Annotated in this window: 17 protein-coding genes and 1 tRNA gene; 7 read left to right on the top strand and 11 right to left on the bottom strand. The window is 70.6% G+C overall.

Annotation, left to right across the window (positions count from 1 at the left end; all coding sequences use genetic code 11):
• Window positions 1–39: 39 nt before the first annotated feature.
• Window positions 40–828 carry a metallophosphoesterase gene (locus tag VFI59_17160; GenBank protein ID HET6715428.1) on the bottom strand — a complete coding sequence of 263 codons (789 nt, stop codon included), beginning with the start codon at window positions 826–828 and terminating at the stop codon, window positions 40–42.
• A gap of 106 nt (window positions 829–934) precedes the next feature.
• Here VFI59_17160 and VFI59_17165 point away from each other — a divergent pair, with 106 nt between their 5' ends.
• Window positions 935–2,110 (top strand): MarP family serine protease, encoded by a 1,176-nt coding sequence (locus tag VFI59_17165; GenBank protein ID HET6715429.1) that lies wholly within the window; start codon window positions 935–937, stop codon window positions 2,108–2,110.
• A gap of 6 nt (window positions 2,111–2,116) precedes the next feature.
• On the opposite strand, the gene thrB is transcribed toward VFI59_17165, so the two are convergent.
• The 6 genes from thrB to VFI59_17195 are packed head-to-tail and all read right to left on the bottom strand — an operon-like array spanning window position 2,117 to window position 9,318.
• Entirely contained in the window at window positions 2,117–2,971 is an 855-nt protein-coding gene (gene thrB, locus VFI59_17170) for a homoserine kinase (protein ID HET6715430.1), read from the bottom strand.
• A 28-nt stretch (window positions 2,972–2,999) separates the two neighbouring features.
• A complete protein-coding gene (gene thrC / locus VFI59_17175) occupies window positions 3,000–4,088 on the bottom strand; it encodes a threonine synthase (GenBank protein ID HET6715431.1) in 1,089 nt (362 codons plus the stop codon).
• A complete protein-coding gene (locus VFI59_17180; GenBank protein ID HET6715432.1) occupies window positions 4,085–5,377 on the bottom strand; it encodes a homoserine dehydrogenase in 1,293 nt (430 codons plus the stop codon). Before VFI59_17180 ends, thrC begins: the two co-directional genes overlap by 4 nt.
• Window positions 5,374–7,257 (bottom strand): diaminopimelate decarboxylase, encoded by a 1,884-nt coding sequence (gene lysA / locus VFI59_17185; GenBank protein HET6715433.1) that lies wholly within the window; start codon window positions 7,255–7,257, stop codon window positions 5,374–5,376. The genes VFI59_17180 and lysA overlap by 4 nt, the downstream gene beginning before the upstream one ends.
• Window positions 7,250–8,932: an arginine--tRNA ligase gene (gene argS, locus VFI59_17190; GenBank protein HET6715434.1), complete on the bottom strand. Its 1,683-nt coding sequence runs from the start codon at window positions 8,930–8,932 to the stop codon at window positions 7,250–7,252. Before argS ends, lysA begins: the two co-directional genes overlap by 8 nt.
• Window positions 8,929–9,318, bottom strand: a complete 390-nt coding sequence (locus VFI59_17195) for a response regulator (GenBank protein HET6715435.1) — start codon at window positions 9,316–9,318, stop codon at window positions 8,929–8,931. Before VFI59_17195 ends, argS begins: the two co-directional genes overlap by 4 nt.
• 98 nt (window positions 9,319–9,416) lie before the next feature.
• Here VFI59_17195 and VFI59_17200 point away from each other — a divergent pair.
• From VFI59_17200 to VFI59_17225, 6 genes are all read left to right on the top strand, one after another.
• Window positions 9,417–9,488, top strand: a tRNA-Arg gene (locus VFI59_17200).
• A 15-nt stretch (window positions 9,489–9,503) separates the two neighbouring features.
• Entirely contained in the window at window positions 9,504–10,157 is a 654-nt protein-coding gene (gene pdxH / locus VFI59_17205) for a pyridoxamine 5'-phosphate oxidase (GenBank protein ID HET6715436.1), read from the top strand.
• 73 nt (window positions 10,158–10,230) lie between these two features.
• Window positions 10,231–13,884 carry a pyruvate:ferredoxin (flavodoxin) oxidoreductase gene (nifJ, locus tag VFI59_17210; GenBank protein ID HET6715437.1) on the top strand — a complete coding sequence of 1,218 codons (3,654 nt, stop codon included), beginning with the start codon at window positions 10,231–10,233 and terminating at the stop codon, window positions 13,882–13,884.
• Window positions 13,881–14,924: a dihydroorotate dehydrogenase-like protein gene (locus VFI59_17215; GenBank protein ID HET6715438.1), complete on the top strand. Its 1,044-nt coding sequence runs from the start codon at window positions 13,881–13,883 to the stop codon at window positions 14,922–14,924. The genes nifJ and VFI59_17215 overlap by 4 nt, the downstream gene beginning before the upstream one ends.
• 36 nt (window positions 14,925–14,960) lie before the next feature.
• A complete protein-coding gene (locus VFI59_17220; GenBank protein ID HET6715439.1) occupies window positions 14,961–16,322 on the top strand; it encodes a M20/M25/M40 family metallo-hydrolase in 1,362 nt (453 codons plus the stop codon).
• A gap of 54 nt (window positions 16,323–16,376) precedes the next feature.
• Window positions 16,377–16,910 (top strand): proteasome activator, encoded by a 534-nt coding sequence (locus tag VFI59_17225; protein ID HET6715440.1) that lies wholly within the window; start codon window positions 16,377–16,379, stop codon window positions 16,908–16,910.
• Between the two features lie 32 nt (window positions 16,911–16,942).
• On the opposite strand, the gene VFI59_17230 is transcribed toward VFI59_17225, so the two are convergent.
• The 4 genes from VFI59_17230 to VFI59_17245 all read right to left on the bottom strand — a co-directional run bounded on the left by VFI59_17230 (window position 16,943) and on the right by VFI59_17245 (window position 21,219).
• Window positions 16,943–17,806, bottom strand: coding sequence for an ABC transporter permease (locus VFI59_17230; protein HET6715441.1), 864 nt, complete (start codon window positions 17,804–17,806; stop codon window positions 16,943–16,945).
• Complete coding sequence (locus VFI59_17235) at window positions 17,803–18,741, bottom strand: ABC transporter permease (GenBank protein ID HET6715442.1); 939 nt, start codon at window positions 18,739–18,741, stop codon at window positions 17,803–17,805. The genes VFI59_17230 and VFI59_17235 overlap by 4 nt, the downstream gene beginning before the upstream one ends.
• Before the next feature lie 79 nt (window positions 18,742–18,820).
• Window positions 18,821–20,080 (bottom strand): ABC transporter substrate-binding protein, encoded by a 1,260-nt coding sequence (locus VFI59_17240; protein ID HET6715443.1) that lies wholly within the window; start codon window positions 20,078–20,080, stop codon window positions 18,821–18,823.
• Window positions 20,077–21,219: an ABC transporter ATP-binding protein gene (locus VFI59_17245; GenBank protein HET6715444.1), complete on the bottom strand. Its 1,143-nt coding sequence runs from the start codon at window positions 21,217–21,219 to the stop codon at window positions 20,077–20,079. The genes VFI59_17240 and VFI59_17245 overlap by 4 nt, the downstream gene beginning before the upstream one ends.
• Window positions 21,220–21,254 lie beyond the last annotated feature (35 nt).

Consider the following 21,254-nt stretch of genomic DNA (forward strand, 5'->3'; position numbering starts at 1 on the left):
TTCGAAGGAGCTGAGGATCTGCGGAACTCGGACCGTCCGCTAGTCGCCGACCGGCACCGTGCGATCCTCGATCGACTGCTCGTGCTCCCGGTGGAGCTGGTCGCCGGTGAGCGAGAAGTGCGCCATCACGTGGCTCTCACCGAACGGGAATCGCCGCAGGATGCGCACCTGCCCGTCGTCGAATTCCAACACGTTGTAGCAGGGTTTCGTGTAACCGCGGACGCGCAGCGACGAGACCGTGCCGGCGTTGGCGACGTACATGTCCTCGAGCCGCCACACGTACGGGACGTGCTTGTGACCCGAGAGCACCACTTGCACGCCCGCGTGGATCAGCACCTCGAGCAGGTCGCCGGCGTCCATCACCGTGCTGCGCTCGCGGCCGGTGCCGGGGATCGGCAGCAGGTGATGGTGCAACACGAACACCTTGAGCGTGGCGGGCTCCTCGAACTGCCGGCGGATCCAGTCGTAGTGCACCCTGCCCACCTTGCCCTCGTTGAGGTCGGGCTCGCTGGAATCCACGCCGACGATCCGAACGCCCTCGACGTCGTGCGACCACATGCGCGGGCCGATCAGGTCCTCGAAATGCAGGTAGCCGACGTTGCGGGAGTCGTGGTTGCCGGGCACCGTGATCATCGGAGCCTGGATGCGCTCGGCGTAGGCGACCCAGTTCTTGTATTCCTGCCGATAGCCCTCGGCGGTGAGGTCGCCGCTGACGACGACGACGTCGGGACGCATCTCGTTGAGCTCGGCGATCACGCGGTTCATCAGGTTGGGCACGAAGAACTGCGAGCCGACATGCGGGTCCGAGATGTGGGCGATGGTGACCACGGATGATGCCAGTCTAATGGGCGGCGGGTCGCTCGCGTGAACGGCTCGACACCTGCCGCCGACGATCACCGGCATCGGCGTCGACGACGTGCGACGATACCCGCCCATGACGTGGCTCGACGTGCTCTTGGTGGCGATGCTCGCGGGAGCCCTGTACTCGGGATACCGGCGGGGTGCCCTGCTGCAGGTGATCGGCATCACCGGGCTCATCGCCGGAGTGATCGTGGGTGTGATGCTCGCGCCCCGGGTCGCCCGGGTCGCCGGCTCGCCCGCCTCGGCCGTGGCACTCGTGCTCGGTACGGTGCTGGTCGCAGGTGCGGTCGGCAACATGCTCGGCTGGGCGGCCGGGAGCCGGCTGCGGCGCCGGACGCAGGAAACGCCCCTGCGCAGGGTCGACGCCGTCGGCGGCTCGTTGCTCTCCGCGATCGCCCTCGTCCTCGCGACGTGGTTCCTCGCACTCAACTTCGCAGAGGGCCCGTTCCCCGTGCTGTCGAGGGGACTCCGCGACTCCGAGATCGTGCGCAGGCTCGACTCCGCCCTGCCGCCTCCACCCTCGCTGGTGGGCGAGGCCAGACAGCTGCTGGCGTTGCTCGGGTTCCCCGACGTGTTCATCCGTCTCCCGGAGGAACCTGCGGCACCCGTCCAACCACCGAACGGTGCGCAGGCTCGAGCGGCGGCGACCGCGGCGCAGAGCTCGACCGTCGAGGTTCTCGGCAGCGGCTGCGACCGGGGATTCGTGAATCAGGGCAGCGGGTTCGTCGTCGACGACGGCCTCGTGCTCACGAACGCGCACGTCGTCGCGGGCACGACCGAGCAGTGGGTGCAGTTCGGTGGCACCCGCATCCCGGCCACCGTGGTCGCCTTCGACTCCGACCTCGACGTCGCCGTGTTGCGAGCGCGCGGGCTGACGCTCGCACCGCTCCCCTTATTGCACGGCGAGGCCGAGCGCGGCGATGTCGGCGCCGTGCTCGGCTACCCGGGCGGCGGCGAGCTCGAGGCGGAGGATGCCGCGGTCCGATCGGTGATCGAGCCGGTGGGCCGCAACATCTACGGCGAGGGTCAGGTGCCGCGGCGGGTCTACGAGGTGCAGGCGTCGATCCGACGGGGGAACAGCGGCGGTCCGTTCGTGCTCGCGAGCGGCCGGGTCGCGGGGCTGGTGTTCGCGAGCTCGGTGGCCGACGCGGACGTGGGATACGCGATCGTCTCGAGCGAGATCCTCCCGATGCTCGCGGATCCGGATTCCCTGACCGCCTCGGTCGGCACCGGCGCCTGCGCGATCTGACGACGATCAGGCGCGTTCGAGTTGGAAGCCGGTCGCGCGGAGCGCGAGCGGCAGCACTCGCCAGCCGGACGCAGGAACGGGCAGGTCGCGATCCTCGCCCGGGAACGCGAGCAGCGTGGGGCCGGCGCCGGACACGCACACCGGGACGCCCACGTCCCGCACCGCGTCGAAGACCCCGCGGACGGATGGAACCAATGCCAGCCTGACGTCTTGGTGCAGGCGGTCGCGCATCGCCTCACCGAGCAGCGCCGGGTCGACCGTGAACGCCGCCACGGCGAGCGCCGCGTGGGCGACGTTGAAGACGGCGTCGGCCCGCCCCACGGGGTCGGGCAGCGCGGCGCGGGCCTCGTCGGTGGGCAGGCGAACGTGATCGGGCACCAGCAGTACCGGTCGCAGGTCCGGGTGAGGGTCGAGTCGTCGCACGAGACCGTCTCCCACGGCGATCGTGAAGCCGCCGAAGCAGGCCGGTGCGGCGTTGTCGGGGTGTCCCTCGATCGACGCCGCGTGAGTGAACACCCGGCGCGGCGACGGCTCGTCACCGAGCAGCGCCAGCACCGCCACGACCCCTGCGACCACGGCGGCCGACGAGGACCCGAGACCGCGGGCGAGCGGGATGCGGTTGAGCCCGTGCAGCCCGAACGACGGCAACGCTCGGTCGCCGGCCACTCGCCGCATCGTGGCGCGGATCAGGTCGGACCCGTCGACGGCGAGCTCGTCGGCCCCCTCGCCGGTCCACCCCACCCCAGGGTCCGCCTCGGTGTCGACCGTCACCTCGTTGCACCAGTCGAGCGCCAACCCGAGGCAGTCGAAGCCGGGACCGAGGTTGGCCGAGGTCGCGGGGACGCGCACCGTCACTCGCATCGTCGGAGCCTATCGCGGGGCCGGCGCGCTACAGCCCGAGCTCGGCGGCGACCGCCCCGGCGTCGGGTGGCACGGCTGACGGATGCGCCGCGCCCGCGATCGCCCACTCAGGGTCTTTCAGCCCGTGACCGGTCAGGATGCAGACGACGGTCGCACCGCGCGGCAGCTCCCCCTCGGCGTGCAGGCGCAGGAGGCCGGCGACGCTGGCGGCGCTCGCCGGCTCGGCGAACAGGCCCTCACGCGCCACCCGACGGTAGGCGCCCAGGATCTCGCGATCCGTGACGGCGCCGATCGCCCCCTCGGACTCCCTCGCGGCGGCGACGGCCTTGTCCCACGACGCCGGATTGCCGATGCGGATCGCCGTCGCGATCGTCTGCGGATCGCGGACCGGCTCACCGAGCACGATCGGCGCGGCGCCCTGCGCCTGGAACCCCATCAACCGTGGCGGCTCGGCGATGACACCGTCGACGAGGTACTCCGAGTACCCCATCCAGTGGCTCGAGATGTTGCCGGCGTTGCCGACCGGCACGCAGTGCAGGTCGGGTGCCCCGCCGAGCGCGTCGACGATCTCGAACGCACAGGTCTTCTGGCCCTGCAGCCGGTAGGGGTTGACGCTGTTCACGAGCGTGACGGGGAACCGCTCCGCGAGGTCCTTCGCGAGCTCGAGTGAGTCGTCGAAGTTGCCCTCGACCTCGAGCACCCGGGCCCCGTGGACGAGGGTCTGGGCCATCTTGCCGATCGCGACCTTCCCCTTGGGCACCAGCACCGCGCACGTCAGGCCCCCCTTGGCCGCGTAGGCGGCCGCCGACGCGCTCGTGTTGCCCGTCGAGGCGCAGACGACGGCCTTCGCGCCTTCCTCGAGCGCCTTGGAGATCGCGAGCGTCATCCCGCGGTCCTTGAACGACCCGGTCGGATTCGCGCCGTCGTACTTGAGCCAGACCTCACAGCCGGTCTCGTCGCTGAGGGGAACCGAGCGCACGAGCGGGGTACCGCCCTCACGCAGGGTGATGACCGGCGTGTCGTCGGCGACGGGAAGCCGGTCACGGTACTCCTCGATCACCCCGCGCCACTGATGGGCGCCCGAGTCCGGTTCCCGCTTCGGGGGGCCGGCGCTCACGGCTCTTCCCCCTCGACCCGCAGCACGCTCGCCACCGAACGCACGGCCGGGGACTCGCGGAGCTCCTGCAGCGTCTTCTGCAGCGCGCCCTCCTGGGCTCGGTGGGTGATGAACACGAGGGTCGCCTCGTCGCCCGCACCCTCCTGCCACACGCGCTCGATCGAGACGCCGTTGTGTCCGAAATCCCCGGCGATCTCGGCGAGCACGCCGGGGCGATCCGCCACGTGCAGGTTCAGGTAGTACTGCCCCTGCGTGTCGTCCATCGGCCGGATGCGGCGCTCGAGCACGCACGTGCATCCCATCGCGCGGCCACCGGTCGCCCGGTTGCGGGCGGCCGTCACGAGGTCGCCGACGACGGCGGTCGCGGTGGGGTCGCCGCCGGCGCCGCGCCCGTAGAACATCAGCTGGCCGACCTTCTCGCCCTCCACGAAGACGGCGTTGAACGCGTCGCGCACCGCGGCGAGCGGGTGGGCCTCGGGGATCATCGCCGGGTGCACTCGCGCGGAGATCTCACCCTCGTCGAGCTCCGCGATCGCGAGCAGCTTCACGACGTACCCCATGCGCCGCGCGTCGGCGATGTCGAGCGACGTGATGCCGGCGATGCCCTCCCGGTAGACGTCGCTCGCGACCACGCGGGAGTTGAAGGCGATCGAGGCGAGGATCGCGCACTTGGCCGCGGCGTCGAACCCCTCGATATCGGCGGTCGGGTCGGCCTCCGCGTACCCGAGGCGCTGCGCCTCGGCGAGCGCCTCCTCGAACGAGGAACCGTGCTCGCTCATCTGCGTGAGGATGTGGTTCGTGGTGCCGTTCACGATGCCGAGCATGCGCCCCACGCGTTCGCCGGCGAGCGACTCCTTCAGCGGACGGATCAGCGGGATGCCGCCGGCGACCGACGCCTCGAACAGCAGGTCGAGCCCGGCGGCATCGGCGGCGTCGAAGAGGTCCTTCCCCTCGGTGGCCAGGAGCTCCTTGTTGGCGGTGACCACCGACTTCCCGTTCGCGAGGGCGCGCAGCAACAGGGCCCGCGCCGGCTCGACCCCGCCGAACACCTCGCAGACGACGTCGACCTCGGGGTCGTCGACGATCGAGACCGCGTCGGTCGTGAACGCTTCCGATGGCAGCGGCACGTCGCGCTCCCGGCCCGGATCACGCACGGCGACCCTCGTCACGGCGATGCGGCAGCCCGCCCGCATCGCGATGTCGTCGGCGTGCTCGAGCAGCAACCTGATCGTCGCGGCGCCGACGGTGCCGCACCCCAGCATGCCGATGCGGATCGTGCGTTCGCTCATGCCTCGTCCCCCGGCCCACGGTCCTCGACGGAGGCGTCGCCCCGGCCGCCGATCCAGGCCGCCATCAGTATCTCGTCCTCGTCACCGTAGGACTTGCGCGAGTGCCGCGCGAGCCTCCCTTCCTCGACGAACCCGAACTTGCGGTACAGGGCGATCGCACTCCGGTTGTGCGGGTAGACCGAGAGCACGATCTTGTCGACGCCGACCGAGCGTGCCCATCGCAGCGCCTCGGCCATCAGGGCGGTCCCCACCCCATGACCCCGGGCCTCCGCCGAGACGGCGATGCCGAGCGTCGCGACGTGCCGCGTCACCGGGTGGGCCTCGCGTTGGATGTAGACGTGCCCGACAACGCGGTCCCCGGGGTCGACGGCGACGATCTGTGCCTCCCGCTCGGTCCACGATCGCCGGAACCGTCGACGGTAGGTCCGCGGCGTGCCGGTGACGCGCTCGGTGCGTACGTGCCGTCCTTCCTCAACGACCGCTGTCCAGAACGCGAGATACGAACGTGCGTCCCGCGGGCGGGCGGGCCGCACGGTGATCCCCTCGATCGGCGATGGGGGGGTCGGCACGCGGACGTTCGCCACCTCCAGGCGATCGAGGTCGGCGTCGTCCTCGCGCCGGAGCCAGGCCGTGGCCTTCCCCTCCCGCACCGCGACGACGGCGGGCCGCCCCACCCGGTTGTACGTGCTCGCGAGCGAGTACGTGTAGGCGCCGGTCGCGGCGAAGGCGATCAGGTCCCCGGGCCCCGTGCCCGCGGGCAGGCAGACGTCCTCGGCGAGCGTGTCGCCAGATTCGCAGTGCCGCCCGACCACCGTGAACGTCGCCTGCGATGCCCCGGTCGGGGCGGTCGCCGGCGCGGAGGCCCTCTCCACCGCGTACGCCGCGTCGTACAGGGCCGGCCGGAGGTTGTCGCTCATGCCGCCGTCGACCGCGAGCAACCGTCGCCCGCCGGCCACCGTCTTCCTCGCGACGACACGGTAGAGCGTGACGCCCGCGTTCGCCACGAGCCATCGTCCGGGCTCGACGACCAACGTCGGCATCGCGACCGCGTGCCGCTCGGCGGCAGCTGCGAGCCGATCTCGCATCGAGGCGGCGAGGGACTCGAGGTCGGGCGCGAGCTCCCCGACGTACCGGACGCCGAAGCCGCCGCCGACGTCGACCGTGCCGAGCGCGAGGCCGGTCTCGCGGCGCACGTCCGCGACGAGGGCGACGAGCGTGTCGATCGTGCGCAGGTGGGGGTCCGGTTCCAGCAACTGGGACCCGACGTGAGCGTGCACGCCCTCGACGGCGAGGCCCGGCATCGCGGCGGCCGTCCCGAACACGCCGGGAGCCGCGGCCAGCGACGTGCCGAACTTCGCGGCGTCGTGGCCCGTCGCGATCGCCTCGTGGGTCGCGACGTCGATCTCGGGCACCACCCGCAGCAGCACCCGCTGCACCCGCCCGTGCCGACGCGCCGCGGCGCCGAGACGGCGCAACTCGTCGAGCCCGTCGGCCACCACGAGCCCGACGCCGGTGTTGACGGCGAGCTCGATCTCGGCATCGGTCTTCGCGTTCCCGTGGAAGACCACGCGGGACGGCGGCGCTCCCGCCCGCAGGCATGCCTCCACCTCGCCGCCGGTTGCCGCGAGCAGGTCGAGCCCCTCGTCGAGCGCGAGCCGCAGCGCGGGGTGGGTGGTGAACGCCTTGACCGCGTAGCAGGCTCGCGGGAACGCCGCACACACGCGACGGCAGCGCCCTCGCATCTCGGCGGCATCGATCACGATGAGCGGGGTCGCGAACCGCCCCGCGAGCTCGGTCGCGGACACCCCCGCGACCAAGAGTCCTCGGTCGTCGAACGTCGCATGCTCGGGCCAGGGACCGGCCGGGGCGGCCTCAGGCATCGTCCTCCCCGCGCTCCATCGACGCCGGCGCGCTCACCCCGAGCAGTCCGAGCAGGTTCGCCAGCACCTGCTTCGTGCCGGCCGCGAGCCACAAGCGTGCCTGCGTGAGCGCGGGGTCGTCGGAGACGACCCGGCAGTCCGTGTAGAAGCGGTGGAACCGCCCGGCCAGTTCCTGCGCGGCGTGTGCGACCCGATGCGGGGCTCGCAGCTCGGCGGCGTACGCGATCCGGTCGGGTGTGTCGGCGAGGCCGCGCAGGAGATCGACCTCCGCCTCGGTCGTGAGCAGCGAGAGGTCGGCCTCATCGATCGGGGCGAGCACGACGCCGTCCGACTCGGCCCTGCGCAGGATCGACGCGATGCGGGCGTGGCCGTACTGCACGTAGTACACGGGGTTGTCCATCGACTGACGCTTCACGGCCTCGATGTCGAAGTTCATCGAGGCGTCGTTGGAGAACAGCAGCAGCTGGAACCGGGCCGCATCGGCCCCGACCTCGTCGAGCAGTTGGTCGAGGGTGATGAAGTTGCCCGAGCGCTTGCCCATCGGCACCGGTTCACCGTCGCGCAGGAACGCGACCCATTGGTAGATCACCAGATCTACGGCGTCGGGGTCGTACCCCATCGCCTCGGCAGCTCCCTTGACCCGGACGACGTCGCCGTGGTGGTCGGCGCCCCAGACGTAGAGCAGTCGGTCGAACCCCCGGGAGAACTTGTCGACGAGGTAGGCGCAGTCCGCTCCGAAGTAGGTGTGCTGACCGTTCGATCGGATCACGACCCGATCCTTATCGTCGCCGTAGGCGGTCGAACGGAACCATGCCGCGCCCTCCGAGTCGTAGACGACCCCCGCGTCGCGCAGCCGTTCGACGGCGGCCTCGATCTCACCCTTCGCCGCGAGCTCCGACTCCCGGAAGTACACGTCGAAACGCACGCCGAACCGCTCGAGGGTCGCCTCGATCCATCGCAGCACCCGCGCCACGCCTTCGGCGCGCATCCGCAGGAACCGCTCGTCGCCGGGCAGGTCGGCGATCTCGGGGCCTTCCGACTCGAGGATGTCCCGCGCCAGGTCCTCGATGTAGGCCCCGTGGTACCCGTCCTCGGGCACCTGCGCATCGCGGCCGACGAGCTGCAGGCACCGCGCCTCGATCGAAGCCCCGAACCGGTCCATCTGTCCGCCGGCGTCGTTGAAGTAGTACTCCCGCTCGACCGACCAGCCGGTCGCTTCGAGCAATCGCGCGAGCGCGTCGCCGATCGCCGCGTTCCTCGCGTGCGCGACCGTGAGCGGCCCCGTGGGGTTCGCGCTCACGAACTCCACCTGAGCCCGGCGCCCGTGGGGCTCGACCCGGCCGTAGGCGTCGCCGCTCGCGACGACTGCGCGCAGCGCGTCGTGCAGCCAGTCGTCGGTGGTGAACAGGTTCAGGAAGCCGGGACCGGCGACCTCCGCCTTCTCCAGGAATCGTGCCGGCGGGAGGGCCTCGGCGATCGCCTGCGCCACGTCGCGGGGTGGCTTCCCGGCGCGCTTCGCGAGGCCCAAGGCGACGTTGGTCGCGAAGTCGCCGTGCTCGCGCTGCTTCGGCGTGAGCAGCTCCGGAGTCGGCAGGTCGTCGTCGATGCCGAGGCCGGGGGCGGCGGCCTCGAGCGCCCTCGAGAGGAGCGCGACGAGCTCATCTTCGATGATCACGCCGGACCTCCGGGGGTGAGCGCGTCGCGCACGGTGGCGACCAACGCTTCGGGGTCGAACGGCTTCGTCACGTAGGCGACGATGCCTCGGCTGTCGCCCCTGGCCTGGCTCTCCTCCTCGGTATGGGCCGTCAGGAGCACCATGGGCACCTGATCCATGCCGTGCTCCTCACGCAGGCGCCGGGACACCTCGTACCCGTCGATGCCCGGCATCGTCACGTCGAGCACGATCGCGTCGGGCCGCACCTCGATCGCGCGCTCCACCGCCCGGTCGCCTCGCGTGGCGCTCGACACCCGGAACCCACCGAGACGGAAGTTGAGCTCGAGCAGCCGCACGATCACCGGGTCGTCGTCGGCGACGAGCACGTGCGGCTGGGACTCCTCCATCGGTGGAGGATACCGAGCGAGGTCGAGGGCTCTCGGCCCAACCGACGGCCGGTGCGCCACACCGGCGGAGAACGGGCGGTTGCTAGACTCGCCCCGCCGCCCCCGTAGCTCAGGGGATAGAGCGCCGGCCTCCGGAGCCGGGTGCGCAGGTTCGAATCCTGCCGGGGGCACCCACGGCCCGTACGATGGCGGCGATGAGCGATCCCCGTCAGATGCACGCTCCGACGGGCTTCCACGAGGATCGCCCGCTCGAGCGAGCCGACCTGCTCGACGACCCGATCGCCCAGTTCCGACGCTGGCTCGACGATGCGGAGACCGCCGGGGTGCCGTTGCCCAACGCGATGGCCGTGGCGACCGCGGACGCGGCCGGCCGGCCGTCGGTGCGCCACGTGCTGCTGCGCGGCGTCGACGAGCAAGGCTTCCAGTTCTTCACGAACCGGCAGAGCCGCAAGGGGCGCCAGCTCGCCGAGAACCCGTGGGCCGGGCTCGTCTTCCTGTGGAAGGAGCTCGACCGGCAGGTACATGTCACGGGGCCCGTGGACATCGTGCCCGACGACGAGTCCGACGCGTACTTCGCCAGCCGGCCGCGCGACGCGCAGCTCGGTGCCTGGGCGTCGGCACAGAGCACGGTGATCGAGGGTCGGGAGGAGCTCGAGGCCCGCATGGCCATGATGGCCGCGCGGTTCCCGCGCGAGGTGCCCCGCCCCCCGCATTGGGGCGGATACCGGGTGCGTCCGGAGACGATCGAGTTCTGGCAGGGGCGCCGGCACCGGCTGCATGATCGCTTCCTCTACAGCGCAGGCCCCACGGGCTGGCTCGTGCGACGCCTCGCCCCCTGACGCTCGACCGGCCCCTCCCGCGAGGGTCCTTCGCCCCTACGACCGGGATCGTGCACCCGCCACGATGCCGGTCATGGATACCGACGTACAGCCGCAGCATGCCGGCCTGCGACGGAAGCAGACCGTCGACGGCAACGAGGCCGTGGCCGCCGTCGCGCACCGGCTGAGCGAGGTCATCGCGGTCTATCCGATCACCCCCTCGTCGTCGATGGGGGAACTCGCCGACGAGTGGTCCTCGCTGGGCCGGCTCAACCTCTGGGGCGCGGTGCCCGACGTCGTGGAGATGCAGAGCGAGGGGGGCGCCGCCGGCGCCCTGCACGGCGCCCTGCAGTCGGGGGCGCTCTGCACGACGTTCACCGCGTCGCAGGGCCTGCTGCTGATGATCCCGAACATGTTCAAGATCGCGGGCGAGCTCACCCCGTTCGTGATGCACGTGGCGGCTCGCACCGTGGCCACGCATGCCCTCTCGATCTTCGGCGATCACTCCGACGTGATGGCCGCCCGTTCGACCGGGTTCGCGATGCTGTGCAGCTCGTCGGTGCAGGAAGCGCAGGATCTCGCGCTCGTCGCCCACGCGGCAACCCTCGAGACGAGGGTGCCGTTCCTGCACTTCTTCGACGGGTTCCGCACCTCGCACGAGGTGGCCAAGATCGAGGCACTCGCCGACACGGATCTGCGGGCGCTGATCGACGACCGATCGGTGCGTGCCCATCGAGCGCGGGCGCTCTCCCCCGAGCACCCGGCGCTGCGGGGCTCGGCCCAGAACCCCGACGTGTTCTTCCAGGCGAGGGAGGCTTCGAACCCGTTCTACCTGGCGACCCCGGACGCGGTCCAGGCGATGATGGATCGGCTGGCCGAACGCACCGGCCGCGCCTACCACCTCTTCGACTACGCCGGGCATCCCGAGGCGGAGCGTGTGCTCGTGATGATGGGGTCGGGTTGCGGAGCCGCCGAAGAAGCCGTGGACGCCCTCGTCGCCCGGGGGGAACGGGTCGGCCTCGTGAAGGTGCGGCTGTTCCGGCCGTTCGCGCCCGGCGCGCTGCTCGCCGCCCTGCCCGAGACCACGCGCGGGCTGATGGTGCTCGATCGCACGAAGGAGCCCGGCTCGGTCGGCGAGCCGCTCTACCAGGACGTCGTGACGGCGATCGCGGAGGAGATCGGGGCCGGACGGTCGCAGCTGCGCGGGGACATGCCGCGCGTGCTCGGCGCGCGCTACGGCCTCGCGTCGAAGGAATTCACCCCGGCGATGGCGAAGGCCGCGCTCGACGCCTTGGACGATCCCGGCGCTCCGCAACACTCCACCGTCGGCATCGTCGACGACGTGACGAACGCGAGCCTGCCCGTCGACCCGTCGTTCGACACAGAGCGCGAGGAGACGGTGCGTGCGGTCTTCTACGGTCTCGGCAGCGACGGCACGGTGAGCGCCAACAAGAACTCGATCAAGATCATCGGTGAACGCACCGACCTGCACGCGCAGGGGTACTTCGTCTACGACTCGAAGAAGGCCGGCGCGATCACCGTCTCGCACCTGCGGTTCGGCCCGACACCGATCCGCTCGAGCTACCAGATCCGCCGGGCGAGCTTCGTGGCGTGCCACCAGTTCGAACGACTGGAGCGCACCGACGTGCTCGCGGTCGCGGCGCCGGGCGCGACGTTCCTGTTGAACAGCCCGTACGGCCCCGAGGACGTCTGGGCGCACCTGCCGCTGGAGACCCGGCGGCGCATCGTGGAGCTCGGAATCCGCTTCTTCGTGGTCGACGGCTACGCCGTCGCGAAGGAGGCGGGCCTCGGGCAGCGCGTGAACACGGTGCTGCAGACGTGCTTCTTCGCGCTCGCCGACGTGATGCCCCTCGACGAGGCGATCCCGGCGATCAAGGACGCGATCGTGAAGACGTACGGACGACGCGGGGAGACGGTGCTCACCCGCAACTTCGCGGCGGTCGACGCCGCGCTCGACGCACTGCACGAGGTGGCGGTGCCGGCCGAGCTCGACGTCGACGAGGGCCCCTCGATGCTGCCGCCGGTGCCTGCGGCGGCGCCCGACTTCGTCCAGCGCGTGACCGCCCGCATGATCGCGGGTGAGGGCGACCTGTTGCCGGTGAGCGCCCTGCCGGTCGATGGCACGTTCCCGACCGACACGGCCAGGTGGGAGAGGCGCTCGATCGCCCGCGATATCCCGATCTGGGACCCGGCGATCTGCATCGACTGCGCGAAGTGCGCCCTCGTGTGCCCCCACGCCGCGATCCGGATGAAGGTGTTCGAGCCCGGCGAGGCCGACGGCGCGCCTGCCACGTTCCAGCACAAGGAGTGGAAGGACCGCGAACGGCCCGGGCGCCGTATGACGATCCAGGTGGCGCCCGACGACTGCACTGGCTGCGGGATCTGCGTCGACGTCTGCCCCGCGCGCAGCAAGGAGCAGATCAAGCACAAGGCCATCGACATGTGTCCGAAGCCCGACCACCTCGACGAGGAGCGCGCGAACTGGGACTTCTTCTCCTCGATCGCCGACCCAGACCCGACGACGGTGCGCGCGGAGACCGTGAAGGGGTCGCAGCAGCTGCCGCCGCTCTTCGAGTTCTCGGGCGCCTGCGCCGGCTGCGGAGAGACCCCCTACCTGAAGCTCCTCACCCAGCTCGTGGGTGACCGGCTGCTGGTCGCCAACGCGACCGGGTGTTCCTCGATCTACGGCGGAAACCTGCCTACCACGCCATGGTCGGTCGGCGCCGACGGCCGCGGCCCAGCGTGGTCGAACTCGTTGTTCGAGGACAACGCGGAGTTCGGGCTCGGCATGCGGCTCGGGCTCGACGCGCAGCGCCTGCTGGCGCTCGAGCTCCTCGAGCTGCTCGAGGACGACCTCGGGGAGTCGTGCGTTCGAGGGCTCGTCGAGGGGTCCGAGTCGCGCGACCGCGATGCGATCGCCCGCCAACGCCTGCGGGTCGGCGAGGTCCGCTCCCGGCTCCAGCACGTGCATCGGACCGAGGCTCGCGACCTGGAGTCGATCGCCGACTCCCTGGTGCCCTCGAGCGTGTGGATCGTCGGCGGCGACGGGTGGGCCTACGACATCGGCTTCGGCGGGCTCGACCACGTGCTCGCGAGCGGGCGCAACGTGAACATGCTCGTGCTCGACACCGAGGTGTACTCGAACACCGGCGGGCAGGCGTCGAAGTCGACGCCGCGGGGCGCGGTCGCGAAGTTCGCCGCGGCCGGCAAGGGACAGGGGAAGAAGGATCTCGGCATGATCGCGACCGCGTACGGCGACGTGTACGTCGGTCAGATCGCGATGGGTGCGGACATGCCCCACACGGTGAAGGTGCTCGCGGAGGCCGAGGCCCACCGCGGACCCTCGCTCGTGATCGCGTACAGCCATTGCATCGCCCACGGCATCGACATGTCGACGGCCATGACGCATCAACGCGATGCGGTCGCCTCGGGGTACTGGCCGTTGTGGCGATACGAGCCAGAGGCCGTCGCGCGAGGCGAGCACCCGTTCCACCTGGACTCGAAGCGTCCGTCCGTCCCTCTGTCGACGTTCGCCTCGAAGGAAGCTCGCTTCGCGATGCTCGCGCGCTCCGACCCGGCACGAGCCGAGGAACTCCATCGGCTCGCCCAGGACGACGTCGACGCCCGGTGGCGCCTCTACGAGCAGCTCGCGGAGGTCGACCGGGGCGCCGGCGAACCGACCGAGACGTCGCCGGCCGCCGACCCGCAGGAGGGGGAGGAACCGTGAGTCCGGACCTGCGCACCACCTACCTCGGCCTCGAGCTCGCGAACCCGCTCGTGCCGAGCGCATCGCCGCTGGGCCAACGCATCGAGACGCTGCGGACGCTGCAGGACGCCGGCGCCGGCGCCGTGGTGTTGCCGTCGCTGTTCGAGGAGCAGATCGAGCACGACGAGATCCAGTTCACGGGGGCGCTCGAAGCAGGCGCCGAGAGCTACGCCGAGGCGCTCACCTACCTGCCCGAGTTCGCCGACTACACGACCGGCACCGACGCCTACCTGCGACACCTCGAGGCGACGGTCCAGGAGTTGGAGATCCCCGTGATCGGGAGCCTCAACGGCATCTCACTCGGAGGCTGGGTCGAGCACGCACGCCGGATCGAGGACGCCGGCGCCGCGGCGCTCGAGCTGAACGTCTACTTCATCGCCGCCGACCCCGACGAGAGCGGCGCCGCGGTCGAACAGCGCTACGTCGATCTCGTGGAAGCCGTGCGGGCTCGCTGCACGATCCCGCTCGCGGTGAAGATCGGCCCGTTCTTCAGCTCCGTCGGCGATATCGCTCGCAGGCTCGTCGAGGCGGGCGCCGACGGTCTCGTGTTGTTCAACAGGTTCATGCAGCCCGACTTCGACCTCGACGCGATGACGGTCGACACCACGCTGCACCTATCCGAGCCCGACGAGCTGCGCCTGCCGCTGCGATGGATCGCGATCCTGCACGGGCGCGTCGACTGCTCGGTCGCCGCCACGACCGGCGTGCACTCCGCGACCGATGTGCTGAAGGTGCTCTTCGCCGGGGCCGACGTCGCGATGATGGCGAGCGCCCTGCTGCGTCAGGGTCCCGAGCACGTCGGCACGGTGCTCCGCGAGCTCGAGGGGTGGCTCGGCGAGCACGGGTACGACAGCGTCGCGCAGATGCGGGGCGCGATGAGCCAAAAGCACGTGCCGAACCCCGTGGCGTTCGCGCGGGCGAACTACGCGCACCTTGTGACGAGCTTCGTGAGCCCGTATGACTGGCGCATGGCCGAGCCGGAGGGCGACCTACACGCCTGAGCCTCGGACAGGACATCGGCGATAGGCTCCCCGCCCATGGACAACGACGACCTCCGCCGTGCCGTCGCCGACGGCATGCCCCAGACGATCGCCGACCTCGAGCGCCTCGTGCGGATCCCCTCGATCGGTGCTCCCGGCTACGACCCCTCACTCGTCCGGGCGAGCGCCGAGACGACGGTCGAGATCCTCCGGTCGGCCGGAGTCGGCGACGCCCGGTTGCTCGAACTCGACGGCGGGCATCCGGCGGTGTACGGAGCGATCGACGGGCCGGCAGACGCCCCGATCGTGCTCCTGTACGCCCACCACGACGTGCAGCCCGAGGGACCGGCCGACCGGTGGCAGAGCCCCCCGTTCGATCCGGTCGTGCGTGAGGGGCGTCTCTACGGCCGCGGCGCGGCCGACGACAAGAGCGGCATCGTCGCGCACGCGGCCGCTTTGCGGTCACTCGGCGTGCCGGATGGCGCCACGCCGCCCGCCACGGTGCGGATCGTCATCGAGGGCGAGGAAGAATGCTCCACCGAACACCTGCCGCAGCTCGTGCAGGGTCACGCCGACCTGCTGCGGGCCGACGTGGTGGTGATCGCCGACGGCGGCAACGAGCGCACCGGCGTGCCCACGATCGGCACGAGCGTCCGCGGGGTGACGGACTGCCGCGTCACCGTGCGGGTGCTGCCGATCGCCCAGCACAGCGGCGCCTACGGCGGCCCGATCCCCGACGCGATCACGGCGCTGTGTCGCATGATCGCGACCCTCCACGACGACCGAGGCGAGATCGCGATCGGCGGCCTCCACCAGTTCGCGTGGCCAGGCGCCCCCGTCACCGAGGCGTCGCTGCGCGAGGAATCCCGCGTCTTCGATTCGGTGAAGATGATCGGATCGGGCACGATCGCCGACCGGCTCTTCGCCAAGCCCGCCGTCGCAGTGGTGGGCTTCGACGCCCCCGCGGTCGCAGGTTCCTCGAACCAGATCGTGCCCCAGGCGTCGGCTCGAGTGTCGCTCCGGCTGGCGCCCGGTGACGATCCGGAGCGCGCCCGCGACGCCCTCGTCGACCACCTCCGTGCGGCCGCACCGTGGGGCGTCCAGGTCGAGATCGAAGCCGACGAGGCGGGCATGGGGTACATGGTCGACACGACCACCCCGGCGTACGCGGTTGCGAAGTCGGCCCTCGCCGACGCGTTCGAGCACGAGGTGGTCGAGATGGGAAGCGGCGGCTCGGTGCCGATCGTGCCGATGCTCGCCGAGGCCTTCCCAGGCATGGCGGTGCTGATCTGGGGCGCGGGCGACGAGCGGTCGAACTACCACTCGCTCGACGAGAGCGTCGACCTCGCCGACCTCGAGCGGCTCGTGCTCGCGCAGGCGCTGTTCATCCGCAACCTCGGCGACGGCACGGGATCCTGACGCTCCCCGGCCGCCGACCAGGGCTTGTCGTGCGGCCGCTGCTAGGTTGGTCGCATGAGCGACGATCCGATCGCCACCGAGCCGGGGTCCGAACAGCGCGTCGTCGAGGCCGTGCCCGTCGAGGACCACAACGCCGACGCACCCGACGAGGCCGAGGTGGGCCCCCCGGCGGAGTCGATCACTGAGCCCGCCAAGCTGCTCCGCATCGCGAGCATGGTGCGCGAACTGCTCGATGAGACCAGGCAGGCCTCGCTCGACGAAGCGGGGCGCTCACGACTCGCCGAGGTCTATCAACGTGCCGTCGGCGAACTCAGGGAGGTCCTTTCCCCCGACCTGCAGGAGGAGCTCGCCGACCTGGCACCCCCACTCGCAGGGGTGCCCACCGAGTCCGAGATCCGCGTCGCCCAGGCGCAGCTCGTGGGCTGGCTCGAGGGGCTCTTCCACGGCATCCAGGCGGCGATGTTCGCCCAGCAGGCGGCCGCACGCCAGCAGTTCGAGGAGCTTCGGCGCCGGGGTCTGCTGAGCCAGAACCCGCAGTCGCCCGACGGCCCCGCCGAGGGCCCTTCCCGTGGTGGCCAATACCTCTAGCCGCTCGACGACCTCGAGCTGCTCGACGGTCGCTACTCGGCGGGGATCGCGGCGCGCGGCCGCGCGGCCGACGCGCGCGCACCCATGCCCGTGCCCGTATCGTCGGAGCTTCGCGCCAGCATCTGTGCGAGCAGCACCGGCACGATCGTGACGGTGACCGCGATCAACGCGACCACGTTCGTGACGGGCCGGTTTCTCGGCCGGAACAGCACCTGGAAGATCCAGATCGGCAAGGTGGGGTCGCTCCCACGCGTGAACGTCGTGACGATGATCTCATCGAACGACAGGGCGAACGCGAGCACGCCGCCCGCGAGCAACGCCGTCGCGAGGTTCGGCAGGATCACGTGCCGGAACGTCTGCCACCCCGACGCTCCGAGGTCCGCCGAAGCCTCCGCCACGTTCGGCGACATGCGCCGGAGCCTGGCGACCACGTTGTTGTAGACGATCACGATGCAGAACGTCGTGTGGCCGAGCACGATCGTGAGCACCCCGAGGGGTGCATCGAGCACGCCCGAGATCGTCGACCGGAGAGCGATACCGGTGACGATGCCGGGAAGGGCGATCGGCAGCACGATGATGAACGCGAGGGCCTCGCGCCCGAAAAAGCGCGACCGGTACACCGCCCCGGCGAGCAAGCTCCCCAACACGATCGCGACCCCAGCGCTCACCGCCGCCACGAGCAGCGATAGCCGGAACGCCTCCCACATGTCCTCTCGCCCGAACGCGACGCGGAACCACTCGAGCGTGAGGCCGGGAGGGGGGAACGTGAACGACGACGACTGCGTCGTGAACGCGTACAGCACGATGATCGCGAGCGGGAAGTAGAGGAACAGCACCACGAAGATCGACGCGAGCTTCAGGCCGAGGCCGGCGCCGGTCCGCTCGCGGGCGCTCATAGCGATTCGAACGCCCCCCCGCGCTTCGCGACCATCAGGTACACGATCATGATCGCCATCGCGACGAACGTGAAGGCGGCCGCGAGCGGAGTGTTCCCCACGACGCCGATCTGCGTGTACACCTGCTGGCCGAGGTAGAACTCCGAGCTGCCGAACATCGTCGGCAGGATGAAGTCGCCGAGGGTGAGGGAGAACGTGAAGATCGAGCCCGCGATGAGACCCGGCTTGGCCAGGGGCAGCACGATCCGCCGAAACGTCAGGCCGGGGCGAGCTCCGAGGTCGCTCGAGGCCTCGAGGAACGAGCCGGGCACCCGCTCGAGCGCCGCCTCAACCGGCAGGATCATGAACGGGAGCCACAGGTACGTGTAGACGACGAACAGGCTGATCTTCGATGCGATCAAGGATGAGCCCCCGACCATCGGCGCCCGGATCAGGGTGTCGAGCACGCCGTCGAGACCGACCTTGCCGAGGGACCAGTACAACACACCCTCCCGGGCGAAGATCTGCCGCCAGGCCAGCGCACGCACCAGGTAGCTCGACCACAGCGGCATCAGGACCGCGAGGTAAAGCACGAACCGCCCGCGGCGGGTGGCGTACCGCGCCATGTAGTACGCCAATGGGAAGGCGAGGATCGCGCACGCGATCGTGACCCCCGCCGCCATGAAGAGCGTGCGCAGCACGATGTCTCGGTTGTAGGGAACCCAAAGGTCCTGATAGGTGCTCAGCGTCAACGTGCGGTCGATCAGGCCCGTGAACTCCTCGATGCTCCAGAAGCTGTTGATCAGGAGCCCGGCGATCGAGCCGAGGTAGAGCACCACCAGCCAGAGCACGGCCGGCAACAGCAGGAGCAGGAGCTTTGCCCACGGACGACGGTAGAAGAAGCCCGAGCCCCTGGCGCTCACCCCACCCCGGCGTTCCTCCCGGTTCACCGCCATGGGCCCGCACCATTCCGCAACGACGAGAGGTGGGGCCCGGACGGGCCCCACCTCCGTGCATCGGTCGTGGGGCGGCGGATCAACGCCCGCCGATCACCGCGACGTAGTTCGTGACCCACTGCTGGTACGGCACGCATACGGCGCCCGAGTCCGGCGCGAAGCAGTCGGACTGCGGGGTCTTCCAGAACTCGATCTGGTCGAAGTTCTCGATGCCGTTCGTGACGCACCCATCAGGGCCGAGAAGCTCGTTGCCCTCGCATGCTTCCGGCACGGCGGGCACGGAGCCGAACCACGAGGCCAGGTCGCCCTGCACCTTGGGGTCGAGCGAGTGCTCCATCCATAGGTAGGCGCAGTTTGGGTGCGGCGCCTCGGTGTGCATCATCGTGGTGTCGGCCCAGCCCGTGGCCCCCTCCTTCGGGATCACCGACGAGAAGTCCTTGCCGGCGCCCTCGATGAAGTTCACCTGGAACGGCCACGAGCCGCTCGCGACAGCCTCGCCGTTGACGAAGTCATCCATCTGGACGTACGCGTCGTGCCAGTAGCGGCCGATGAGCTCACGCTGCTGGCGCAACAGATCCAGAGCGGCGTTGAACTGGTCCTCGTTGAGCGCGTACGGATCCTCGATGCCGAGGTCCGGTTGCGTTGCCCGCAGGTACAGCGCGGCGTCGGCGATGTAGATCGCGCCGTCGTAGGCCTGCACGCGACCCTTGTTCGAGTCGCCGTCGGGCAGTGTCTGCTCCTCGAACACCACCGACCAGCTGTCGGGCGCCTTGCCCTTGAACGCGGCGGTCGAGTACATCAGCACGTTCGAGCCCCACTGGTACGGCGTGCCGTAATGTTCGGTCGTGCCGTCGCCGTCAGTGTCGACCGTGAACCACTCCGCGTCCTGCAGGTTGGGGTCGACCGTCGAGTAGCTCTCGATCAGGTCGAGGTTCACCGGCTGCACGGTGTCGCCGGCGATCAGTCGCAGGCTGGCATCGCCGGATGCCGTGACCAGGTCGTACTGGCCCCCGCCCTCCTGCATCAGGGCGACCATCTCGTCGGATGTGCCGGCGGTGGTCACGTTGACCTGGCAGCCGGTCTCCTCCTCGAAAGAGGTCACCCAGTCGTAGGCCGGATCGGTCGAGCCGTCCTCGATGTAGCCGGCCCACGCGATGATGTTGACCTCGCCCTCGCCCTCGCCCACCGAGGTGATCGTGGGCTCATCGGGGTCGCCCGATGTCGTGGTGCCTCCGTCCCCGCCGCCGGTGTCTCCGCCCCCCCCGCCATCATCGCCGCACGCGGCGGCGACCAGCGAGAGCGCGGCGAGGAGCGCCAGCAGGCGCATCCACTTCGTCATGCATCCTCCTCCCCGGGGTCGACCGACCCCGTCGTCCCCTCGGCCGGCGCCCCACCGGGCCCGTCTCCGGGTTCCACCGGGCGGCTGTGTTGTCGCTCCCACGTCAATCGCACGCGGCGCCCCTGGACCTGCAGCGCCTCCATCGACGACGTGCGCAGGTTCTGCTGCATGACGACCAGCTCGCCCCCCTCGTCCAACGTGACCGTGTACCTGGTCACGGCACCCAGGTATACGACCTTCGTGACCACTCCGGTTGCCGTGCACTCGCCCTCGGCGACCGCCGAGTCCACGTCGAGGGCGAAGTGGATCTTCTCCGGACGGATCGTGACCGCCGAAGGCGACCCCACGATCGCCGCGGCGGCATCGCCCTCGAGCACGTTCGACACGCCCACGAATCCGGCCACGAAGCCGGTGGCGGGCCGTTCGTAGACCTCGGCCGGTGTCCCCACCTGTTCGACGCGACCGTGGTTGAAGACCGCGAGGCGGTCGCTCATCGTGAGCGCCTCCTCCTGGTCGTGCGTGACGTAGATGAAGGTCAGCCCCACGGCCTGCTGGATCTCCTTCAGTTCCACCTGCATCGCCTGTCGCAGCTTCAGGTCGAGCGCCCCCAGGGGCTCGTCGAGCAGCAGCACACGCGGCCGCATCACGAGCGCCCGGGCGAGCGCGACGCGCTGGCGTTGCCCGCCCGAGAGCTGCGCGGGCTTGCGATCCCCGAACCCGCTGAGCCGGACCATCTCGAGCGCCTCCTCGGCCCGGGACGCTCGATCGGCCTTGGGTGCCTTGCGCACCATCAATCCGTAGCCCACGTTCTCGGCGACCGTCATGTGCGGGAAAAGGGCGTAGTCCTGGAAGACGGTGTTCACGTCGCGTTCGTACGGCGGCTTGTCGCCAACGTCGACCCCGCCGAGCAGCACGCGGCCGGCCGTCGGCCGCTCGAACCCGGCGATCATGCGCAGGCAGGTCGTCTTGCCAGATCCGGAAGGGCCGAGCATCGAGAAGAACTCCCCTTCGCGCACGTCGAGGTCGACCCCGTCGACCGCCACGACGTCGCCGAAGCGCTTCACGACGCCCTCGAGCCTGACCGCGACGTCGCCGACGCCCGCCTCCGCGCCGCGCGCGGCCACGGCAGCGTCGCTCACTGACACCCCTCCAACCTGGACCCCCTCCGGAACCC

This window comes from Actinomycetota bacterium, assembly GCA_035697485.1.
GTDB lineage: Bacteria > Actinomycetota > UBA4738 > UBA4738 > HRBIN12 > JAOUEA01.

Excerpts from the sequence above, each read along its gene's own strand:
- VFI59_17165 (HET6715429.1), top strand. The coding sequence starts at position 935 with ATGACGTGGCTCGACGTGCTCTTGGTGGCGATGCTCGCGGGAGCCCTG.
- thrB (HET6715430.1), bottom strand. The coding sequence starts at position 2,971 with ATGCGAGTGACGGTGCGCGTCCCCGCGACCTCGGCCAACCTCGGTCCC.
- VFI59_17180 (HET6715432.1), bottom strand. The coding sequence starts at position 5,377 with ATGAGCGAACGCACGATCCGCATCGGCATGCTGGGGTGCGGCACCGTC.
- lysA (HET6715433.1), bottom strand. The coding sequence starts at position 7,257 with ATGCCTGAGGCCGCCCCGGCCGGTCCCTGGCCCGAGCATGCGACGTTC.
- VFI59_17195 (HET6715435.1), bottom strand. The coding sequence starts at position 9,318 with ATGGAGGAGTCCCAGCCGCACGTGCTCGTCGCCGACGACGACCCGGTG.
- pdxH (HET6715436.1), top strand. The coding sequence starts at position 9,504 with ATGGCGGCGATGAGCGATCCCCGTCAGATGCACGCTCCGACGGGCTTC.
- nifJ (HET6715437.1), top strand. The coding sequence starts at position 10,231 with ATGGATACCGACGTACAGCCGCAGCATGCCGGCCTGCGACGGAAGCAG.
- VFI59_17220 (HET6715439.1), top strand. The coding sequence starts at position 14,961 with ATGGACAACGACGACCTCCGCCGTGCCGTCGCCGACGGCATGCCCCAG.
- VFI59_17225 (HET6715440.1), top strand. The coding sequence starts at position 16,377 with ATGAGCGACGATCCGATCGCCACCGAGCCGGGGTCCGAACAGCGCGTC.
- VFI59_17230 (HET6715441.1), bottom strand. The coding sequence starts at position 17,806 with ATGAGCGCCCGCGAGCGGACCGGCGCCGGCCTCGGCCTGAAGCTCGCG.
- VFI59_17235 (HET6715442.1), bottom strand. The coding sequence starts at position 18,741 with ATGGCGGTGAACCGGGAGGAACGCCGGGGTGGGGTGAGCGCCAGGGGC.
- VFI59_17240 (HET6715443.1), bottom strand. The coding sequence starts at position 20,080 with ATGACGAAGTGGATGCGCCTGCTGGCGCTCCTCGCCGCGCTCTCGCTG.